Raw genomic sequence first — 21,335 nt, 5'->3', positions numbered from 1 at the left:
TAGATGAGAGTTTCCAGTTGAGATGTACTTCGATCTCATGGTTACCGCAGTCGGTCAACTCGTAGTTGTTAGTTTGGGGATCTCGTTGAGTTTTAGCTACAAGTCCCTTCTCAACAAGGGTATTGAGGCAGGGATAGCCCTCAGAAGCGAAGATAACGACTCAGGACTCCAAGTAGTGGGATGGTCTCTCAAGTAGTCGCACCTTGACCTGTTATGACCCGAATCTGTCTCTCTCCACACTCTGGACAGCCTTCTGTAGTCTCTGTCCACACTCTTCCAGTCTTATCGCGGATTGCTGAATAAATCCGATTGCAATGAACACATTGGACGAAGATAGGTTGTGACATGGATTTCTCTTATCTACTTATCTCTGCCGTTCCACTATTGTAGCTCTCTTAGTGGATCTAGAAATATACCAGCATCGTAACCGCGAAACGTCTTTCCCGCTACCTTCAGCTAGTCACTACCCCGAAAACCACTCTCGTGAGCGTGATCGCATCCCAGTAGAGCCGTGGTGACAGTGAAGAAGACGACAATTCCTATCACAGGAGACCCCAAATTACATCCAGAAGAGCACGGAGGGAAGATGGAGGACGATCATCCTCTGAACCGACGACTTGTGGAGTCGTGCTGTTCTCGTTGATCCAGTGGATCCACTGCCGAGCATCGTTTATCCGCAACTTCTCTCGTGCTGGAAGTTGATGAACCGAGGGAGTGTCGGGAAACAGATGCTGATCCAAGCGACATTCCTCGTAACTCACCTCCCGATCAGGCCACGCATGTTGGAATGCTTCGACGTAGGGAAGCTTTCGCCGGACGAACCGCTCAAGCTGATTCAGTGCATAACTATCGTGTGGCCGATCCGGCGGCGCATGCTGGAGGATATCAGAATCAAGTTGGCGCATTGCCTGCAGAAAGGTCTCCGTCGATCGGTGTTCCGGTGGTGTCTGGAGATGCCAGAGGAGGAGTTCGGCATCGGCTGCGATGAGTGCTTCGAGATAATTATCCGCGAGGTGGATGCGAGATGCTTTCGCAGGCTGGTTTCGGATGGCAAACAGCGCCATCTGATTGTACACCGAATCGGCTCGCGTCGCACAGTTCGCAAATTCGTCCGCAATACTCTCGCGGATGAGCGCACTAGGATCGCCACCATCGAGGTCACAAAAGACATCACTCGCACATGTCGCGAGTGTATCGTCATCCGAAACATCACGCAGCTGGTCCAAGAGTGCGCTAACCACGTCCTCCGGCTGACTACTCTTGCCGATCGGGAGCTCTTTCCCGAGGAGAGACATGCCAGTGGGCTTGTTGTAGTAGCCCCGGAAGAGCGTATCATAGAGCAGCCCATGATAGATCGTCTCAACGGTAATATCGTCAGTATACCCAGCATGATGGATGTGGAGCGACTCTTTGATCATCTGGGAATAGCGCACTTTCCCAGGCGTTGGCCGAATATAGCGGCTATTCGATTCTAAAATAATATGAGGGAGATCATATTGAGTGGCGATCCGTCTGGCAACTCGCATCTCCCGATCGTCTACCTCCCCGATACTGTAACAGCGGTCCAACTCGGGGAGACACGCCAGAATCGTCCGGGAGTCATAGCCACCGGACAGTAACAGTCCCTTTCGTCCAGGATAGTGAGCGCGCCGACGGATTGCTCGCTGCAGGCGAGCTGCCAGCTCCGTAGCGTAATCGAACGACTGGGGGTCGTAACTGAATCGCTGATACGATTCAATAGTCGACGCAGTGATTCCTCCATCAAGTGGAACACGATCCAATCCGGTAACCAGCGTTCGGTTACCGAGCACGGTTCCAATATGAAGAAATTCAGTGAGCGCCCGACTGTCGATCGAGGGATCACTGAGTGATCTGGCGACGGTCATGGCGTCGGTGCCGAAGACACGACTGCCAGGGTCGTCAGTATAGAAACACTCCCATGATCGAATTGGATCGGTGATGAGCTGTGCGTGTCCGTTGTACTCGAGAAACACGAGATAGGAGCCGCTTACGTTGGAGACTGCGTCCATTCCATGCTCGGGGTAGTGATGAAGCAGCCAACGGGCGGCATTCGTTGTGGTAGAGCCGGAGCCAGGAATATGTGCTTCGCCCCAGATGACGCAGGCGCCGTGTGTAGTCGTATATGTAGCACTCCGCCCTGGGAGATCGAGATGTGGGTCTCGGATCCCGACTGTGCTACACTTGCCATCAACGATGACGTCAAACTCCTTCCCCGAACGCAACCGCTCGAATTCAGCGCGATCACCAAAGACACCGAACAATTCCTTGTTCATGTATAGTGTTGCTTGCTAATCATAGTGTGGTCGACCGTCCGCTGTTGGATTTCAGATCTCTGATCACCTGTAGGATACGTTCTCTCTTGGCCAGCAGATAGTGAACGTTATCATTACAGGAAGGTTCTCCTGAATTGTATCTAGTTATAGATGACTCATAGTATTGATGGTGACTCGGCCTGGGTCTGAACGTCGCCGATCGGAACTCACTGCCAACCAAGAACGCATGCGCTTCATCGCTCGTGACGTTCAAGATTACGCCGAGAAGGCCCTGCTGGACCCGTCATTGATAGCAGAGCGATCAAGCGGTGTTGGACCGCCGCAGAAGAAAAGCGCCCACACCCAAATCTCCTCCTGTCTCATAGGGAGACTACTCACTCCAGTTGGTCAACATCGGTTGATTCACAGAGTGGACAGTGTTGGCGGCGTGTATCGAACAGAATTGACCCGCAGCTCTCACATCGTGTATCGGATTCTCTGATCAGTGTTGACTGGCACCCAGAGCACCACTTGTCTGGTGATTTGAATGATACAGTACACGATTGACAGTAATATGTCCCATCGTGTGTTCGAGAGGATCTCTCAGGGAGAAGTCCTCGTGTGAATTTAGCCACAAGGTTCATACTGACTGTACGAGATGGGTGGAGATAACACTTAACACACATAATCAACTTCGCTACTCAGCAGAGGTAGTCTGATCGAGTATGGGTGCTATGACTCTGGGAAGACGTTTGTCGAAGAAGTGGTACGGAACTCCCCATGCTATCTACCCTGGATTGCCAATAGTCGTACCGATCGATTGAGTAAGTGCAGCTATCTATGCTCGAAGCTGTCGGTACCGACCGCCCGCAACTGCAGCGTGTAGCTCTTGGCGGTCTTGGGGTTCGTTCATGCGTTGGTCAATCGGTGAGTTCTGATCACTCAGGAACCCTCCCGATCGTCAGCTGTGAGATAATATACACGCTGTCGTGCATCGTGAATACTAATTTCTTCGTCGATAACGTCGATCTCTTTGAGTTGCTTGCCTGCATAGCGAACCGTCCGAACAGGTAGATACGACTCCTCGGCAATTCCCTGCTGGGTGAGTTGTCCGTTCTCTACGAGCACGATATAGACGAGCTTGGCACTCGGTGAAAGGTCCCTCACTGCGTCCGTCTGCTCGCTTGGTGGCACGTTGGGCTGCTATCTCCTCTAGCTACCGTTGTGTTAAACTCACTTATCCGCAAATGACGCTGAAATGACTGAGAGTCTACTCCAAGCGTGTTTTGTTACCCCACCAGCGGGATGATCACTCCAAAAATCACTGCTGAAAACAGGGTAACAATGACACCGAAAAGAGCCAGAAACGGGAACAGTGACTCGTGGAGGGTGATTCCGCCACTGATCCCCGTAATAAACAGACCAACTCCCAGGAGTACCCCGGTTTTAGCTTCAAACAGCGATAACTGCATAAGACCGCTTGAGCAGAACTGACTAAGAATCTCCTGGTTCGGTCATGGAATATCTGATTCGTGACTTACGCTCTCTATTTCCGTAACGAAAGCGGTGATAAATGAACTCTCTACGTGATTAGATTACTCAATAGGTACAGTTCAAACGCAGCCGCTCTTGATTCCGGCTGTACGTGCGTTTAGCTGGTACTGAGAGTATGGGTCATCCTCTCATCAGAATTCTCGACGATTCCTTACGGGTTGCTCTCGGCATGATCCTCGAATTTCATCGCATCGAGTCTGTCTGCAAGCGTCGCAAGTCGTTCGTCAAGATCACTGACAAACTCTTCCGTATGCTCAGTGGTAATAGCTCCTTGATTAGAGGGCTCAATGATTCCGTCTTCTTCGAGGACCCGAAGTGAGTAGCGGACTTCATGATGTTCATACCCATTCTGGTTCGACAATTTCACGATCCCGATTGGCTCATTTTCAATAATTCTCGCCAAGAGATCTAAATTCCGTTCGATCATGCCAACTTCTTTCTCTAGTCGGTCGATCATCGGTTTGCTCCCATGCCACTCTAGAAGTTAGTGTTTGGTATTCCCACCCGTCCGTCTCAACAATACTGGCCAATCCAACCTCACATAGGGTCCTTTACTGCTGTTAAATCGGTGTTCTGGGAATTACACGTAACTTTTAGTAATCTGATTCAGAGAGGTTGGTGTTCACACGGTGATAGCGACCAACTGAAATGAGGGTCGCAGGTCATGCTATGTCGTCACATGACTTAAATCATAGGAACGGGCCTTAGGGCGGATTTCCCTAATAAAAAAGCCTACAAATGAGTGCCTCAGAACCAACAACTGTCGCCCTGTGGAGGCGGCACTACGCCTTCCTGGCCGCATCCACCCAAAGCCCACATTTGCGGCCGGGATTCTCTTACCACTCAGTCATGCGTTTCTGATCCGCAAGCAGCCCTATTTCTCCAATTAAAATTAGACTCACGAGAAAACCTTAGATAAACATACCATACGTGTCTGGTTCGGCAGGAGCGTACCCCTCGCTGTGGTCGATCCTTAGAAATGTCGTGGCGATTTCTTGTACTATGCTTAGAGAAGAAGGTGATTACCTTACCCAAGACAGTCTGCACGTTTACCATCCTTCAACGAGTGCTTGGTCTTCTTCAGTGAGCGTATATATTCTGACTGTCATTTCCCTCAGTTGCCGAGGGTTCCACTACGACCGGTTGTACAGCTCCTCGATACTTAGGTAACACTCTGCGCGCGTGCTATTCCTTCAGGTGAGTGCATGATTTGAGTAGACAAAGTAAAGTCTTAGGAACAGAACTCATATGCTGCCTATACCGGGACTCAATTCCGATGTCAGAAGCAACGAGGGTTTGACCGGCCATCGTTTCGCTTCCTTCCTTCTCACATATGTACCCGTTATCATTACTAACTGACCGGTGTGAGGCCTGTGGCGATCGCTTGAGCGGCGTTCGGAGCAGACTCACCGGGTACTGTACGTTTTGCAGAGACCATTCAAATTCGCGCGCGTGACTGCTGCAGAATAAAACGCTCCTCCTCTCTCTTAAGCCAATTGTCAATTATAAGACGACATTAAAGCATCGATCCAGGCACTCGAATCGTCGCCAGACAACACGACTAGTGAGGCAACCGATAATATTCTCACAGTCGACCAGGATGTCCTTAGAGCGGATCTGTGCGCTCCCTGAGCAGATCGCCGACCGCTACAGCGTGCTCACTACTTTATGAGCCGTTCGGACTGGTCGTCAGGGTGCGGTGTCGGTGACTCTGTGACTGACGCACCCCGTTCAACAGCATGTCCGGTTTCGACGTAATGGTGAATCGCAGCGGTACTCGGATCGGTCTGTGTGTCCTCATCGGTTACCCAGTCGCATTCTGTACACCGGTGACTCATTCTTCAGTATCAAACTGTGTACTATTAGCTGAGGATTATGAGATTACTGCTGGCATATGCAACTCTCATAATAATCTATTGATCTGCCACGATCGAAGTACTGCTTGCAATGGATAGAAATCATTTATTAGTATTCGGCGGTAATATACGGACAACAAATGCCACAGGGACCCTCGTCCGGAGAGTTAGAAGCTCCACAGCCAATTCAGGAGACCCTTCTCTCCATGGATGCTGACGAACTCAGAAGCGTCTCTCAGCACCTTCGTGAGTCGTATGATCTCATCTATGAGGAAACCTCAGAGGGTGTCATCATTGCACCACCATCGGATTCTTCCGCTTCGAGTACCATCCGAGCAGTCGTTATCTGTCGCGACATCGCTGCTCTCCTCGAAACCAGCGGTGGTACATAGTTGCCCAGATCCGCCTGGTGACCTCGGATACTACCACAGGGATCCCGTTTAAGATGAGCAGGAACGCATACAGCACAAACTAGCTTTCTTGGACCCCGCTTTCATTTCCGGCCAAAACGGATCTCAGGCTTGGGCCCGCTCGATTGTCCCCTCAAGATGCTCTTCGCAGGCGTACTCTGAGAGCACGTTATCAGTCAGAACGTAATAATTGGCGTCCTGGTCACAGCCATCGGCTACACACGATCGAGGCGTGTTACGCTCGCCAAGTTTGAGAACGAGATCGACACCGGGCCGATCAAACTGTTCAGTCATAGCTAGTCATCCAGTCATAGCGCACATAATGCTTCGGACACCTCTAAAAGAGACGGCAGCCCGGTCGTAGTATGTCGTTGAATCAATCTCTCCGCAGCGAACGGCGTCGAACGAACGTACTACCTATGTCAGCGTGGTTCAATCGTGGCCGCCACACCACCCTGGGGCCGAAGCGTCGGTGTTGGACGAAGATCTCGCAACTCAGCCGCAGGAACGTCGATATCAAACGCTTGCGTGAGACGAGCAAGCGACAGCGTCGCCCCTGAGAGTGCGAACTGTGAGCCAATACACGAGTGAGGCCCCGTACTAAACGGGAAATACGCACTCACCGAATTGGGAGACCGTCGCTCCCACCAGGCCGGATCAAACTATGTGGGATTATCGAAATACCGTTTGTCCCGATGGACGGACCACTGGGGAAGAATCACCGCAGATCCAGCCGGTACCGTGTACTCGCCTAATCGAGCTTTCCCGCTTGCCTGCCGAAAGACTGCCCACGCCGGGGGATACAGGCGCAACCCTTCCCGATAGACACGTTTAGTGTAGGGCAACTCCGTTAGATGCTCATACTGTGGCTGTTCGTCACCAAGCGCACTCTCGGCCTCACTTCGTACGCGATCTCGAATTGAGGGATGCTGCGCAAGAAGGCCGAGGGTATACGTGAGACTGAGCGCGGTCGTTTCGTGTCCTGCAATGAGGAAGGTCGCAACCTCATCACGAATCTGGTTCTCCGAGTAGGTAACCTCCGGATTGGATTCCACACGCAGTAGCAAGGCCAGCATATCTTGTGGTGGCTGGTCTCCGTCCTCATCGACTAGTGTGGTCCGGCGCAGTAACACTTCTATTCGGGAACCTTCTCAACACGCTATCCCTGAATTTGATCCTTAACACGTTTCAGTAATCTGATTCATCCGGAGGGAGAGCTTGTTCTCTATATGTCTGGTACACCTTCGTTCCCCACTCAACCATATCTTCGTGTGTACTAATGAGAACGGCAATATGGTTGCCCTCACCGACTTCATTGTATGCGCCGATAGCAATTTTCCGCTCATCATAGAGTCCGATACCAAGCGTGAGCGATTCCTCAAGCCGAGACAGCGTATAACGCTCATATTTGGAATTATCTAGGAGATAGTGGAAGTCGTCATTGGCACAAATCGTCTCGTAGACCGATGCATCGACAATCGGCTCTAAGACCACGCCCAGCTTGAGCAACTTATGATACCCAGCAAACACTGTTGGATTGAACACAGACGTGAGAATACGAAATTGTCGCGTTTGAGGATCACAGAGCTTGAGTGCGGCCTCTACAACAAGACCAGGAGATGCTGGTTCCGATGCAACGATCTCCGCATCTGTAAGAGCATGTGTGGGAAAATCGCCCCAGGTCGTTGAGAGACGTTGTAAGAACGGAGCCTTCTCGATTGCTTGCTCACCCAGTACAAGCAACTCTTCGTATGCAGCTAGGGCTTGTTTCCCGGCTGAGATAAGCGAGTACGAGCCGGATTCCGTCTCACACCAGCCGTAATCTACAAACGCTTGTAAGGCACGCCAAATCGTGACGCTGGATGGTGAATCCTCACCGGATGTTGTGAGTTCGCTTCGCGTTGCAGGCCGTGTTCTGAGCGTCCGCAACAGTTGAAGCGGTCGAGGTGACCGGGTGAGAAATGAAAGCTGTTCGCGAGAGAGTTCTTCAAGACATGCTTCGACGGCTTCTAGGACGAATACACCACCGTATGTGAGGGTGTATTCGAGCGGTGCTGATGCTTTCTGATTGATGAGCCCATGACGTGCGAATGCTGAGAGGTGCTCTGAGGCAGTTTGTCGGGAAACGATCCCTTGGTTTTCAATGCCCGTTGGCGTTGACGCGTCTCCATCAAGCACACGGAGTATATCCAAGCACGTCGAATCGATGAGTTCGTTGATCGCTTCACGAACAACGAATTGCTCATCGTTGAGTGGATTTGTAGCTGTGCGCTCATCCTCGAGTGCAGCCAACGGGATACACTCACGTTCCATTATAGAATCAGTTTTTGGTGGCGTGTAAATAACACCACGATACGAAACGATCAGTTGACTTCGATTGCCTTTTTGCCTCAATCAAGAAACCCTCGTAGTATTGGATGCCGGTTGATGAGCGCGTTCGTGGGTTACTCAACCTCACCCGACCAGTAAATACGATCGTCGCTGGGATACTGACGTTTACCGGCGCGTTTGTCGCTCAAGGGAGCGGCATCGTCGGTAGCGCTGACTCCATCGCCGTTGCAACCCTTGTGACGATTCTGGCAACAGGGGCAGGCAACGCGGTTAACGACTATTTCGACAGAGAGATCGATCAAATCACGAATCCGGAACGGCCGCTTCCGCGTGGCTCGGTTACTCCTCAAACCGCACTCCTATTTAGCGCAATTCTATTTGCCGTGGCTGGAGGATTATCTCTTACTTTATCGCCGGTGGCAATCGCAATAGCAGTCATAAATATTGGCCTTCTGGTGGCATACACGCCTGTCTTGAAGGGACTACCAGGCGTCGGGAATGCTGCTATAGCATATCTTGGCGGGAGTGCGTTCTTATTCGGCGGCGCAGCTGTTGAGGATCTTACGGCCCCTGGAATACTGTTCGTCCTAGCAGCATTAGCAACATTCTCTCGAGAAGTAATCAAGGACGTTGAGGACATTACTGGAGATCGTGAAAAAGACCTGAAGACACTACCAATCGTGGTTGGAGAGCGCCGAGCACTCCTGAGCGCAGCGGTATTTCTCTGCCTAATGGCTATACTGACACCGCTTCCATATCTTCTCGGCACACTCGGAATGCCGTATCTCTTGGTCGTTCTCCCAGCAACTCTGATAATGCTGTATGCTGGGTATGTCAGCTTTTCTGAACCAGCTGCTGGACAATCATTTTTAAAATACGGAACGTTTCTGACAGCTGCAGCGTTCATTGTTGGCCGGGTAGCAACAGTGTTGTAGGATATAATATTTTTATATCGTTGTTACTAATCACAATACAATGCTTGACCGATACGACTGTTTCCAAATACACATAATTTACAGTATGTGTATTTCACGGGGGTTGACACCGTAAACACGGATGAAATTATATGCCCTCTAGCGCCTGGATTACGATGGATGGTCGAGATCCACTCCGGAAATCGAAGTAGCATACTACGACAGGTTTCGTTAGCCCCTAACCTCAGTCGCGGGCGGTTAGAATAGAGTAGTTACTCAACGAATGGAGCAGCGCACAGAGACTCACTCCGCTTGTGAGGGGGCCATTCACACTCAACTTGGAACCTTGGTTGTGAGTGGTCCCCTTGCATCGGCGGAGGACGTCAGTGTGTAGCTTCCATCGGTTGGGTAGACGACACGTTTACCACACCTGCAATCACAATGACGCCACCAACACAACGGTACCCTGGGAATAAAGGTTTTCTCACGGGACCAATCGACAACCCAGCACAGACTGCGAGGGAATCAATTCGGTACGGTAGCGATGACGCTGATGATCTCCCCACTCACGAAACTCTCTCGTTAGCGACCCCAGCAATCCATAGCAGACATATTCCGACCAGAGAGGTGACCGCCTGATGCAGATCAAGATCGACTCCGACACCACCCAACTGCTCGCCGGCACCCCACTCCCTACTGACGCGTTATGCACCGAGTGCGATCAGACGGTGAGAGCAGGCGAGCGCTGCATCATCTATGCGATCCAGCCAGAGGACGCTGCGACCTACACGCTTGAGCGGCTTTACTGCGCTGACTGCGCTCCGAACGGGATTCCGTCCCCAACACGCGAGACGAGTGAATATCTCTTCCAAGCTCGACTCACGCGTACGCTGGATGACCGAACCCAAACCACATACCACACCCTTCACGAACCCCACCTGATCGCCACAAGTCTCCCGAGCGAAGGCACCGTCGACACCCCTGACGACAACAAAAACGACGCACTCGCAGCCCTCATCAGCGACGCATACTGCCCCGGACAGACGATCTATCACCTCGACGATGGTGACGGCCACCCACTGTGCAACTGCAGGGGTGATGCTGAGTACACAGCCATCTCACTCGCCGATGCCAAAGCCCATACTGCCCGTCGCGGCCGAAATTGCCAGATTGTACGCCAAGGTGAACAGGAGACTCGTCCCTGTCCACACTGCACGACTGAGATCAAACTGAGTGCTTGGCCACAGCACATCAGGGCCTGGACGGGTACGCCGACCGACGCTACTGCAGAGACTGACCCTGACGGCGATCCGGCGACCACCGACACCCAGCCGGCCACACGTTTCATAACGGGTACGAGCGCTCAGGCACACACCAGCCCCTCCCAGGAGTAACCCGCGCTACGATGGGCGGGCGCTCGACGAGCGATCGCGACCGGTCAGCGCACCCGTCGAGAATCCCGTCTATCGTCCCTCTCAACCAGAGCGTATTGACCGCCGAGTACTCGGCTGCGACGGGGCATCTGCCCCACCACTGGTTCAGCAATCGGTACCGCAAGCCACGCCAGCCAGTCGAGTCCCCACGTGCGACAGCACACCACACCGCATTTCCAATGAACACGACTGAATCTCCCAGCGACAGCACCGCTTTCGACCGTTCTACCAGCGATACCCAGACGCTTGAGACCGTCTGTGACCGACTCGATCAGCTCACTGAGCGCGTTGACAAGCTCGAAGCTACGGTCGAACGCAAAAACGAGCGCATCGAGGACCTCGAAGGCACAGTTGAACGCCAAGACGCCTTGCTCGAAGCGCTTCGTCGGAAGGCAGGGGGCACCCGTGAGATGCTTACCGAACTCCAATCGCGCGAACTCGAGAAAAACGCGCATCTACGCTGGGATCACGTCGAACCCAACGTCGAAACACTCGAGGTTGATACGGATCGCGTCGAGAAGTTCACCAAGGACGACGGCGAGACCTACGCCCGTATTCCCGGCGGTGAGGATCCACTGAATCGGGGTGGCGAACCTGCACTCACGACCGGTGACTTACTGCCGATCCAGCAGCTTGCGCGTATGGACGACGATATGCTGCACTCGGCAGCGTCCTCGAAGCCCGTGCGGCTTGCCGCGGAGGTCTGGCGCGATCACGAACAAGAGCAAAGCATGCTCTGGAAGCAGGGCTGCAACGGCGTTCGCGAGTATGTCGACGCCGGCGAGCTTGCCCAATGGCTTCGGCACAACGAGCCGGGTGTGAACAAAGAGTACAGCCAGAAGCTCGCCGGCCGAACGATCGACGCACTGCTCGACCTCACCAAGGATCGGCTGTACGTGAAACGAAAGAACCGACGGAAGGATGGATTGTCGTACAAGGAGCGGCGTGTCGTCCTCCCGGAGGAATCCGAGATTCCGGGTGAGACCACGTTTGAGACGAATTCACCGGAGACAGCTGACGTCGGTAGTGAGTGATGTCGCCGGACGCTACTCCCCGTGAGAACGGGTTCAAACTCTAACACGAACCTATCCAAACCCCACGAACGCGGTTGCTAGTACGGTACGATTACTAGCGGGTACGTTCCTTGAGCGGCTGTTGACGGCACTAGCCAGAGACCCTCGTTGGAGGCCCCACTACCGACAACGACTGTCTGTGGAGGCCGTACTTCTGTTACCCTTGCTGTCTGAATCTATGTAACAGTATCACTTCGTCTTGGTACGTTTCTAAGGTGACCACCCAAAATGATATGCTATAGCATCCCGTATACGCGTCTGGGAGTCACGCTAGAGGCGTTTGCTCTCATGGTACTCTCGATCACATCCGGGGCCGAACCGCCCCTCTGGCCCCTGTCTTGCGCATGGCCTGCAGATAGTACTGGTGTGAGATCCCTGCCGATAGAGCTACCAGCGGTACAAGGAATACAGTACGATCCTTGTGAGCCGCGTCACTGAACATCACCGAGACGCAGTCTTGCGTGTCGTGGAACTACGAGTAATGACGCGAGCCGTGGGATCATCGTTGTGAACCTGGGAAGTAGACGATTACCGACTGTGTTCGGACTCAGTATGGAGGTGTTCAACGCGCTCGCTCGCCCAATCGAGGACGGTAAACAGTACATCTAGGTGATGTGGAGCAAGTGACGACGGTTCAGCGTCGCCAGCGTCTGGCGGCGGATGGATATGTGTTCGCGGTGCAGTCGTTTTCGGATGCCGGTCCCATCGACACTGGTACCGATCAACCTCGCACTCACCCTCGCGCTCTTCGAGATAGTGGAATGAGTAGTCGCTGGTGACAAACCAGCGGACGTCAATACGGGCGGTCACGACGTCCGTGGGGTACGCACTCTCGGTAAGATAGAGCTGTAAGAGACGGGGTGACATGCTCGACGGGTCAAATGCCCAGTCGTCAACGAGAGGATGCGTCCCAGCACGCTGAGCGAGCGTCTGGAGTGTTGGCACATCGAGGCGGCCTCCCGGATGTGAGTCACCAGTCTGGGCGTCTTCATTGTTATCGGTAGGCATCCAGATCCTCTCGCTACGCTGACGCCGACGTTCCCGTTCGCCCTTCGGTATCTCCCTCGGCACGATGAATCGCTTGTTGGAGGATTTCAAGGTCTTCACGCACACTTCGCCACCGGGTTAGTGCGTCCCACCGCTCGTGGACTGCCTCGTGGTCAATCTCCTCAAACACCGTCGGAGAAATGGCGTCCGGGTCTGCTGCGGCGAACCGCTCTTGGAAGGCCTGATCTTCCTCGAGGAGTGCGTCAACTTCCTCACGGAGTTCGGTAGCGGAGTGCTCGCGTGCGAGTGCTTCGATTCGCTTCCAGCGCCAGTACGACTCATTCCGTCGATACTCGCTCGGGCGGCCGGTGCGCTGCTCAGCGATTCCCATTTCAACGAGCTGTGCAAGGGCGCCACGCGCGCCGTCAGCCGAACAATCCGCACGCTCGCCGATCTCCGTTGCGGTCGCGAAGTCGGTGATCCCCGTAATGACGTCATAGACGCGCTGAAAGGTAGTCCGTTCTTCTCGCCAGCGTGCACGTGCATCGCCGTCGCGGGACGTCCCCTTGTTCATACACAGTGTTTCAAGCGGGAAGGCGATATATCTTTCCCGAAATGGATATATATCGTCTTCACAGCACCCAATGAATCAGAACTGCTCCAATGACTCGCCCGCTTGGGTCGCCAGTGGTGCAGAAGATGTAAGTAGTACTCGGCAAATCTTGTGCAACCCTCTTCGCCCTTACAAGATTCTCCGGTACACAAGGTCAACTACTACTAGATCGTGAGTTCTCCGTTCAGGCTTGTCGCTCGGTGAGAAGCAGTTCAATTATCCATGTATCAGAACACTTTTATAGATATATTTATATACTTAGAGAACCATATAGGTGTGAGGAATAATTATGGCGACGAGGACAGCCGAGCAATATCTCGGAGAGTCGGAACTGGCGGAATCAGAGGCAATAACTGGCGATGCAATGGTCGGTGAGACGAGCATGGGACTGGCTGAGAACACGCTGGGTGCTCTCTCGTATCTCTTCGGATTCATCAGTGGGTTACTGGTGTACTTCCTCGAGGAGAACAGTGAGTTCGCCCGCTATCACGCTGCTCAGAGCATTGTGCTCTCAGCCGTCGTGATTGCTACGTGGATCGGTATCAGCCTCATCAGCACGGTTGGCTCGATCGCCCTCGATGGCGTTCCTATGATCGGCTTGCTGTTCGGCCTTGGAATGGCCTTGATCGGACTCGCGATCTGGCTCGGTGCGATCGGCGTCTGGCTCTACACGATGATCTCGGCGTTCCGCGGGAAGCGCACCCGTCTCCCAGTCGTCACCAAAATCGCAGAGCAGTACCTGCTCTGAAACCGCCTCTCTTCCGTACGAATTGGAATGGCGGTCAGACCATAGGTGAACGAACGTCTTTTCGTTATTCACGGTGTGAAAATTTGATCGAGTCGACGAAAGCAGTATCAGGTGACTCTACCCACTACTGGGATCCGCTCTTCTCAAGTACAACCGCTCCCCCTGAGGAGTCTTCAGCCAGGGATCACGAGCACACTCTGCCGAATAGATCTAATTGGAACTCTATTAATTAAATATGGTTGACAGAGTCTCTGACACGTAGATCGGTTAGCGAAACAGTGGGGCGCAAACAGCCTTTACTCAGCAACGAAGCTTGACGTGGTGAATAGTACAATAGGCGAAATTGTGCTGGTGAGTGTCTTTACTCTTCGATTTCGAGTTGCGGATTCCAGACCACTTCCCAGAGATGGTTGTCCAAGTCCGTGAAGTGCCCTGAGTATCCATCCCAGTCACGGTCACGGGGTGGATCGGTGATTTTCGCCCCTGCTTTTTCTGCTGTCCTGATCACGTCCTCGACTTCTTCTTTCGACGTGACGTTATGGCCGAGAGTGAACTCCGTAGAACTCAATGGCGTTTCATCGACATTCGCGTCTGCCGCAATCTGCTGTTTCGGATAGAGAGCAAGCTGTAAGCCATTCTGTAATGGGAAAAAGGCAACAGCTCCGCCTTCAAATTCGGTGCCAACGATACCTTCCGTCGGCCATCCTAACCCATCGCGGTAAAACTCGAGTGACCGTTTTAGATCGCTAACTCCCACTGTAATGACGGTGATTCGTGGCTCCATGATTGACTGGTATGCGTTCGACAGATCGTCCGGAAACAAGCTATAGTTACCGTTCAGAAGGAATGGCCGAGTGAGAATCGTCCTGTCCGGAAAGACATCTCTCGATAATGGTACCAAGTGCCAAGTGGGATACTTCCCACTTTAGCGATGGCACACTGCATGTCTAGGGATTGCTCTATTCAGGGGTTTTGGAGAGTTGGAGTTGACGGAGTAACAGCAGCGGGATGAGGGATCGGATCCAACCATGGCAGTTGTGCGCTGTAATTGGTGCTTCTGAGCCGTGCGTTGTGGGGGGTGAATGACGACGACGTCAGCTATTCCCGCTGCACTTCGGCCCTTGGTAACTCCCAACAAAGATCTTTCGACTTTCGATGAGACCAATCCTCGCCAACGTTCTACAGAACATCGATTATTCAGTAAATGATAGTAAGTATCAGTCACAAACTGGCTAGTATGGCACCGGATGGTTCACAGGTGGCCACTCTTGAAACGCAACTCGCCTCACTCCGTACCGACAATCCACCTCGATATGCTCTCCTTGAATCACACGCCGTAGATCTCAGGGACGCTCTCGAACAAATCGAGTCGAACTATATCTCGGCCAAGCAACTTCACAATACATGGGCGGGGCCGCCCGTTCAACCGCAGATTCTTGGCCACCTGCTCAGTGCAGCCGCACAGTGTGACATTCTTCGTATTCACGCCAATCGAAGCAATCGGAACCGCTATGATCTCACTGCGTACGATCAAACACGGATGCGCCAGCTCATCCACCTCCTTGAGACGCAGTCTGACTAATCACCACTTCCTGTACTCCCAAGTGCTGTTTAGTTCTCGGCTGGTATCTTGAGTACCTTGCTGACGTACTGGTCTTCCCATTCACGACGCGCTTCGAGTTCTCGCTTCCCGCGGTCGGTTAGCGCATAAACATTCGTCCGGCGATCCAGCTGGCTTTTCTCAACAAGCCCTTTGTTGACGAGCGTATCGAGATTAGGATAGAGCCGTCCGTGGTGGATCTCCTTTTCGTAGTGCTCCTCAAGTTCATCTTTGATCGCTAACCCATGTGGTTTCTCTAATCCGATGATCGCGACCAGTAGATCACGTTGAAATCCCGTGAGATCGTACATGATTCACTCTAGGAGTGGCTGTCTTGTCAACTATTCTCATTATCTTATACGCCGATTCGTTAGTACAATACTCCCGCAAACGAATACAGAGGAGGACGACTACACCGGGATCCGTATTCTACGGTCTCCTGGTTTTGACTCCGCCAGTATGGTAAAACACGCACCCAGGTTTTGCGAAGCACTCCACCCTCTCGAGATAACCTTGTGCAACAGGAAGTAGTGTCCGGTATTATCGTTGCACAAGGTTATATACACTTCTGTACTACCGCTTAGGAGTGCGTTCTAGATCTGAAAGGCTGACAGTAAGCTCCCAGTATCATGATCGCGTTCATCGGGATGAGCATGCCCCTTTGCGTCGGTTAATCGATCGAGTAGCAGGCCCCCTCACGGAACTGCTTGACAAGCGAGACTACTTTCGTTGACTCACGGCGAAGAAGCGTGGCGTTGGTACTGGTGAGACGTCGGAACGCCGGACGGACCCAGCTTGATCTGTTCGCTGCCGATTTCTTCGCCGTCTCTATCCACAAGGTTGAGCTCAACGAGAGGAAACTCATCCTCGTTTTCTCGTGGGTCTTGACTCATCTCGTAGAGGGCAGTTGGATAGTGAACGGCACGGAGGATCTGGCTGCCAGCGAGGATTTGGAGGCGGGTGTGAATCTGCTGTCGAGATCGACCGGTCCGATTCACGAGATAGCCCTGTGTTCGAGCACATTCGAGTCGTAACACGGTCAGAATCTCGTGATCGACCGTGGTGAGGCGAGGGGGCATCGTATCTGCTCACGATGTGCCCGCTCATACCTTAAAGCCACTTCGATGGTTTCACTGCATTCACTACATGCTACGACTGTACATTTTGACTGTTCCTCTTCAATGTATGATTTAACTGTATTATACTGCAGTGCTCTTCGACTGTACTATACGTAAATTTAATGTGTGTTGAATCTAGTATATGATACATGGAATCTGATCTGTCCCGTGACGATACCACGGAAGAGACGTTCTCCGGGCTGACTGGACGAATCGCACGTTGGCGAACAAACCCTCTCGATCCTGAGCAGTCGGGTACGATAGAGTACTCACTCTACGAAACCCGAGCCGCGGCGGCCGACATGGCAATCTTCGTCCTTGTCGGACTCACCGCATACATGTTCTCGGTTGGAGCGGTCATGGCCCAACAGGAGGTCGGTGGCGATGGTTGTTCGACGATCACTGAGCAGGCTGCCTCGAACGGCCTCCCGATGCTCCAGCGGATTGCTTTCGTTGGCTGCCTTGGTGTCTTGATCGTCGCCGGCCTGTCCTATGCGATCCACAAGACGCCGGGGAAGCTTGAGGGCGACATCAACTGGGCCAAGCGTGGCTTCATGGGCCTCGGCGTGGCGTTGCTCGCGCCAACGCTGATCCAGATGGTCTTCGGTGACATCTTCGGGTTCTCATTCGCCGATTGCGTGACCGGCGGACTCGGCGTGCTCTAACTTCCCTTGGTGTTCTCATTAATGACGGACCGATGCCGCCAGACGACTGCAGGGCTCGTAGTTACAGTCCTGATCGTCGCACTGCTCATCACCATGGGCGTCGGCGCCATGGTTCTGGTCGGAACCGCATCAGTCGCTGCCCAGTCAAACGAGACGGGCGGCGCCGGTGACGGGGCCACGACCGGCGCTCCTCCTGGTGGTGGCCCAAGCGACAACACTACCGCCGACAGCGGGATCAACAGTAGCAGCACCGGAAACGACACTGGCAGCGACTCCTCTGGCTCTGATCGCGTCGAGTCGGCTCTTCCCGACACATCCTCCGATACGGGCGCGAACGCGGGAACGAAAGAAAGTAGTAACGAGACCGCCAGCACGAACGAGTCAGGCAACGCGACGAATGGGACTGGCAACGACAGCTCGGGGTCGGGGACCTACCAGCCGGAGGGGAACGACGACAACGGGATGTTCTCGATCTCGATCGACCCGGTCGGGTTGCTGATCAGCTTCTTCGAGCCGTGGTTCACGTTTGGGACGAACTTGCTGATCGGGATGGCCGAGGCCCTACAGTCGAGCACGGTCTATCCGATGCAAGACGGCTCGGTCGCTATCAGTGGCGAGCCCGACGGCGAGTTGATGTCGATCCTCCATGACTACTGGTACGGCGTTAGTCTGGTCGCCGGCGCGGCGATCTGGCTGATCAACACGCTTGTCCTGTACATCCTAGGGATGGTGTGGCCGCCGACGCCGACCTACCAGCAAATCAAGATCGCCCAGCAAGAAGCGTGGCTCAAGCTAGTCTTGATCCCGTTCTCGTGGATGCTCGGGACGATCATCCTCTTCACTGCGTCGTTCGCGTTGAACGCCGTCCCGCTTGATCCGAACACGATCGCTCCGGATACCTCCTCGATCGCCGCGAACAACGCCGCCGCCGGGATTAGCGTTCTGCTGTTCTACGCCTTCGGCGGAGCATTCGCCCTCGCGATCGCGTTCACGTTCTTCGTGACGTGGCTGTTTCTCTACATCATCTTTCCAGCGATGCCGATCCTGATCGCCATGAGCGTCCCGAAGGTGTGGATCATGGAGGGGGTCGCCGAGGCGTTCGAAGGTGTCCTCGAGTTGTTTCCCTCGGCGGCGTTCTTCCCACTGCCCGCGGTCGTCGTCCTCTCGGTGGGCTACTCAATCCTCAGGGCGATTGAGAGCCTCCTCCCCGGGCCGGCAGAGTGGGGTGCCGTGCCGGTGAGCGCGGTTGCGATCATCGTGATCTGGCTACTCGCGTTCATCGCGTCGATCTACCTCTTCTGGTTCAAGAAGGTTGGCTCCGGCGCGGGAGCCATCCTTGCCGGGTCGATCGGCCTCGGGGCGATCTCGAGTGCCCTCGGCCGACTCGGTGGTGGGACCGCCGCCGGGAGTGGTGCCGCTGCTGGCAGTGCCGCCGGTTCCAGTGCATCGGCCATCCCTGGTAGTGCAGAACGAGCCGTCAACGGTCACGCCCTCGGGGAGAGTGGAGCCAGTGGTGCATCCGGAGTGCTCGGTTCTGGCGCTAGCTCTAGCTCCGGCTCGTCGAGCCTCTCATCTGGGACCAGTGACCTCGACTCTGCCAGCGGTGGTACACCGGCAACCGCGGGAACGGCCACGGGGGCGAATCCCTCGGGAATGGCCATCCCTAGTGGTAGCTCTGGTTCCGGGGCTGGGTCGTCCCCGTCGGCCGCGTCCGCTCCCGCTGGAGCGGCCTCCTCATCGTCGGGTTCGGCACCGGCAGACACGGAGGGGTCGATGCCGGGGCGCGTCCCGGTTGATGACCCATCAGTCATGACCGTCGAGTCAAAAGAGCAGCTCCCCGAACAGGAGTACCGCGTAGGCTACTTCACCGGGTCGGGACCGGGAAGCAACATCGAGTTCCAGAAGACGCTCGAAACGGACCGATCACCGGAGCAAATCACCGGCGAGATGTACGCTCGCGCTGACCAGGCCTACGATGACCGCGAACTCTTCGTGCGCGGGCAAGAGGATCAGCAGTTCTACGACGTGAATCCGATTCACGAGGCGAATGGCGACCTCAACCTCTCGGAGGCCGAACAGCACGCGGAAAGTCGCTCTGCCGTGAGTGAATCGAGGGGATTCTGAAATGGCAAACACAGAACAATCACAGATCGAAGACTTGGTCGAATCGCTACAGAACAAGACGAACGCCACCCGGCGAAATCTCGACTCCCTCGGGACGATGGGCGTCATGGACCTCGGGGACACTGACGTCGCGTTCTCGGACGTGATCCTCCTGTTCACCTCGCTCATGACCTTCGCGATTCTCGGGAACATCGTTCCCGATGGTCGCAATTGGGCGCTCCTCGTTCTCGGGATCTCAACGGTCCTCATCGGAGGCGTACTCGTCGGGATCTACGTCTCACCGCCGCAGATGTCCTTCTATAAATGGCTCAAGTGCAAGATCGGCTTTCGGTTCGGATCGGACCATCGAGCAGCCAACAACGGCGACTCGGGCCGAATCACGAAGGACAGCGTCTCGTCGAGTGGGGAACGCCGGGCCTTGGAGGACCTCACACGAGTTGATGGGTTCGCGCCACAAGCCGACGGTGTGTGGCGTTTCGACGGCGCCCTCGTCGGTGGCTGTTCGATCGATCCCGCGGAACTCTCGCTGGCCTCGAAAGCAGACTGGGAGGCTGCCGCCGACGAACTCGGCGAGGTCATTAACGGCCTCGAACATCCGGGCCAACTCCGTAATGGATCGGTGAAGATCGACACCGAAGCCGTCAAACGACGCTTCGGCGAGCGAATCGGAGATCCAGACGTCCGGAGCAACCCCCAACTCCAGCAGAACGTCGGGATGTACAAACAGAACCTCGCCGCCCAGATGGACTCAAAGAACGCCAGCATCCGGGGCTTCCAGTTCCTCGCGCCGGTCACGATGGAAGAAGTCCAGATGCAAGGCCATCGCGTGCTCGGGCGTCTGAACGACATTCCCGTGCTTGGCTCACGGATCGCCTCGATGCTGGCCTCGCGCGACCTCACCGTCGCCGAGATCCGCTACCGACAGGAACGGATCATGAAGGAACGTCGTGCCTCGCTTGAGAAAGACCTCGGCGGGATCACCGGCTGTGATGCCGACCAGCTCTCTATGGACGACCTGATTAGCGTCCTTGAGGAGTCGTGGACCGGCGAGCGGGTCGTCACCGAAGAGCGAGACGACCGCTCGCTCCCACTCGTCACGATGACGAGAGAGTACACCGAGACCCAAGGCGACACTCGCTCGCCCGATCAGCTTGCCGACGACGAACTCGACCAGCAGATCCTCGACGAACTCCAGAAATCCACGGCGCCCGTCGAGGAGACCTCCAGTGCGGACCCCGACCCCAAAGGGGCGAGCGACCTCTCGGACGAGGACCACGAGCGACGGACGGTCTCCGCCGACGACCTCGGTGAGACGGAGTCGGAAGCGGAAGCCACTCCAGAACCGGATATGCCAGAGGCACCTGAGACGCCGGATGCCCCAGAGACGGAGGCGGAAGTAGGGGATGAAGAACAGGAGGTGTCCATCGACGAGTCGCAGTACACCACACTTGAGGACGCCTGTGCAGCCCTCATAGAGCAGATGGAGCAAGCGGAGTCGGAGGCAGAGACCACGGACAGCGGTGGGGATGCGAAGCGACAGGAGGCAATGACCTAACATGAGTAGTAAACTCACACACCTGAAAGAAAAGGTGTCAGATCAATTCGGCACGAGTGCAGACATCGGGTCCGTCGACGA

At 54.5% G+C, this 21,335-nt stretch carries 17 protein-coding genes and 1 pseudogene; 8 read left to right on the top strand and 10 right to left on the bottom strand.

Features of this window, described 5'->3' with window-relative positions; translation table 11 throughout:
• Window positions 1-542 precede the first annotated feature (542 nt).
• From V0Z78_RS18595 to V0Z78_RS18570, 7 genes and pseudogenes are all read right to left on the bottom strand, one after another.
• Entirely contained in the window at window positions 543-2,294 is a 1,752-nt protein-coding gene (locus tag V0Z78_RS18595; RefSeq protein ID WP_336346180.1) for an asparagine synthase-related protein, read from the bottom strand.
• Window positions 2,295-3,215: 921 nt separating this feature from the next.
• Window positions 3,216-3,467: a MarR family winged helix-turn-helix transcriptional regulator gene (locus V0Z78_RS18590; protein ID WP_336346179.1), complete on the bottom strand. Its 252-nt coding sequence runs from the start codon at window positions 3,465-3,467 to the stop codon at window positions 3,216-3,218.
• A gap of 95 nt (window positions 3,468-3,562) precedes the next feature.
• Window positions 3,563-3,745, bottom strand: coding sequence for a hypothetical protein (locus V0Z78_RS18585; protein WP_336346178.1), 183 nt, complete (start codon window positions 3,743-3,745; stop codon window positions 3,563-3,565).
• 233 nt (window positions 3,746-3,978) lie between these two features.
• Window positions 3,979-4,284: a hypothetical protein gene (locus V0Z78_RS18580; RefSeq protein WP_336346177.1), complete on the bottom strand. Its 306-nt coding sequence runs from the start codon at window positions 4,282-4,284 to the stop codon at window positions 3,979-3,981.
• 1,914 nt (window positions 4,285-6,198) lie between these two features.
• Window positions 6,199-6,387 carry a hypothetical protein gene (locus tag V0Z78_RS18575; protein ID WP_336346176.1) on the bottom strand — a complete coding sequence of 63 codons (189 nt, stop codon included), beginning with the start codon at window positions 6,385-6,387 and terminating at the stop codon, window positions 6,199-6,201.
• Between the two features lie 128 nt (window positions 6,388-6,515).
• Window positions 6,516-7,226: pseudogene (locus V0Z78_RS19175) on the bottom strand (cytochrome P450).
• A 55-nt stretch (window positions 7,227-7,281) separates the two neighbouring features.
• On the bottom strand, window positions 7,282-8,406 hold the full coding sequence (locus tag V0Z78_RS18570) for a transcriptional regulator FilR1 domain-containing protein (protein WP_336346175.1): 1,125 nt from the start codon (window positions 8,404-8,406) through the stop codon (window positions 7,282-7,284).
• Window positions 8,407-8,510: 104 nt separating this feature from the next.
• Here V0Z78_RS18570 and V0Z78_RS18565 point away from each other — a divergent pair, with 104 nt between their 5' ends.
• The 3 genes from V0Z78_RS18565 (at window position 8,511) to V0Z78_RS18555 (ending at window position 11,805) form a co-directional block, all read left to right on the top strand.
• The gene (locus V0Z78_RS18565; protein ID WP_336346174.1) at window positions 8,511-9,359 is read left to right on the top strand and encodes a geranylgeranylglycerol-phosphate geranylgeranyltransferase; all 849 of its coding nucleotides are present in this window, start codon (window positions 8,511-8,513) and stop codon (window positions 9,357-9,359) included.
• A 617-nt stretch (window positions 9,360-9,976) separates the two neighbouring features.
• Window positions 9,977-10,732, top strand: a complete 756-nt coding sequence (locus tag V0Z78_RS18560) for a hypothetical protein (protein WP_336346173.1) — start codon at window positions 9,977-9,979, stop codon at window positions 10,730-10,732.
• 218 nt (window positions 10,733-10,950) lie between these two features.
• On the top strand, window positions 10,951-11,805 hold the full coding sequence (locus V0Z78_RS18555) for a DUF5798 family protein (RefSeq protein WP_336346172.1): 855 nt from the start codon (window positions 10,951-10,953) through the stop codon (window positions 11,803-11,805).
• A gap of 1,060 nt (window positions 11,806-12,865) precedes the next feature.
• On the opposite strand, the gene V0Z78_RS18550 is transcribed toward V0Z78_RS18555, so the two are convergent.
• A complete protein-coding gene (locus V0Z78_RS18550; protein WP_336346171.1) occupies window positions 12,866-13,405 on the bottom strand; it encodes a DUF7342 family protein in 540 nt (179 codons plus the stop codon).
• Between the two features lie 328 nt (window positions 13,406-13,733).
• Here V0Z78_RS18550 and V0Z78_RS18545 point away from each other — a divergent pair, with 328 nt between their 5' ends.
• Window positions 13,734-14,192 carry a DUF4870 domain-containing protein gene (locus tag V0Z78_RS18545; RefSeq protein WP_336346170.1) on the top strand — a complete coding sequence of 153 codons (459 nt, stop codon included), beginning with the start codon at window positions 13,734-13,736 and terminating at the stop codon, window positions 14,190-14,192.
• Between the two features lie 361 nt (window positions 14,193-14,553).
• Here V0Z78_RS18545 and V0Z78_RS18540 read toward each other — a convergent pair whose 3' ends face one another.
• Both V0Z78_RS18540 and V0Z78_RS18535 read right to left on the bottom strand, forming a co-directional pair.
• Window positions 14,554-14,976 carry a VOC family protein gene (locus V0Z78_RS18540; RefSeq protein ID WP_336346169.1) on the bottom strand — a complete coding sequence of 141 codons (423 nt, stop codon included), beginning with the start codon at window positions 14,974-14,976 and terminating at the stop codon, window positions 14,554-14,556.
• An 827-nt stretch (window positions 14,977-15,803) separates the two neighbouring features.
• Window positions 15,804-16,103, bottom strand: coding sequence for a PadR family transcriptional regulator (locus V0Z78_RS18535; RefSeq protein WP_336346168.1), 300 nt, complete (start codon window positions 16,101-16,103; stop codon window positions 15,804-15,806).
• A 438-nt stretch (window positions 16,104-16,541) separates the two neighbouring features.
• Here V0Z78_RS18535 and V0Z78_RS18530 point away from each other — a divergent pair, with 438 nt between their 5' ends.
• The 4 genes from V0Z78_RS18530 to V0Z78_RS18515 all read left to right on the top strand — a co-directional run bounded on the left by V0Z78_RS18530 (window position 16,542) and on the right by V0Z78_RS18515 (window position 21,254).
• On the top strand, window positions 16,542-16,826 hold the full coding sequence (locus V0Z78_RS18530; protein ID WP_336346167.1) for a hypothetical protein: 285 nt from the start codon (window positions 16,542-16,544) through the stop codon (window positions 16,824-16,826).
• Window positions 16,827-17,059: 233 nt separating this feature from the next.
• Entirely contained in the window at window positions 17,060-17,575 is a 516-nt protein-coding gene (locus V0Z78_RS18525) for a hypothetical protein (RefSeq protein ID WP_336346166.1), read from the top strand.
• A gap of 21 nt (window positions 17,576-17,596) precedes the next feature.
• Window positions 17,597-19,699 carry a hypothetical protein gene (locus tag V0Z78_RS18520; RefSeq protein WP_336346165.1) on the top strand — a complete coding sequence of 701 codons (2,103 nt, stop codon included), beginning with the start codon at window positions 17,597-17,599 and terminating at the stop codon, window positions 19,697-19,699.
• Between the two features lie 106 nt (window positions 19,700-19,805).
• The gene (locus tag V0Z78_RS18515; RefSeq protein ID WP_336346164.1) at window positions 19,806-21,254 is read left to right on the top strand and encodes an ICP22 family protein; all 1,449 of its coding nucleotides are present in this window, start codon (window positions 19,806-19,808) and stop codon (window positions 21,252-21,254) included.
• Window positions 21,255-21,335 lie beyond the last annotated feature (81 nt).

The sequence above is a fragment of the Halalkalicoccus sp. CG83 genome (assembly GCF_037081715.1).
GTDB classification, from domain to species: domain Archaea; phylum Halobacteriota; class Halobacteria; order Halobacteriales; family Halalkalicoccaceae; genus Halalkalicoccus; species Halalkalicoccus ordinarius.
This window is presented reverse-complemented; position numbering and strand designations above follow the sequence as displayed.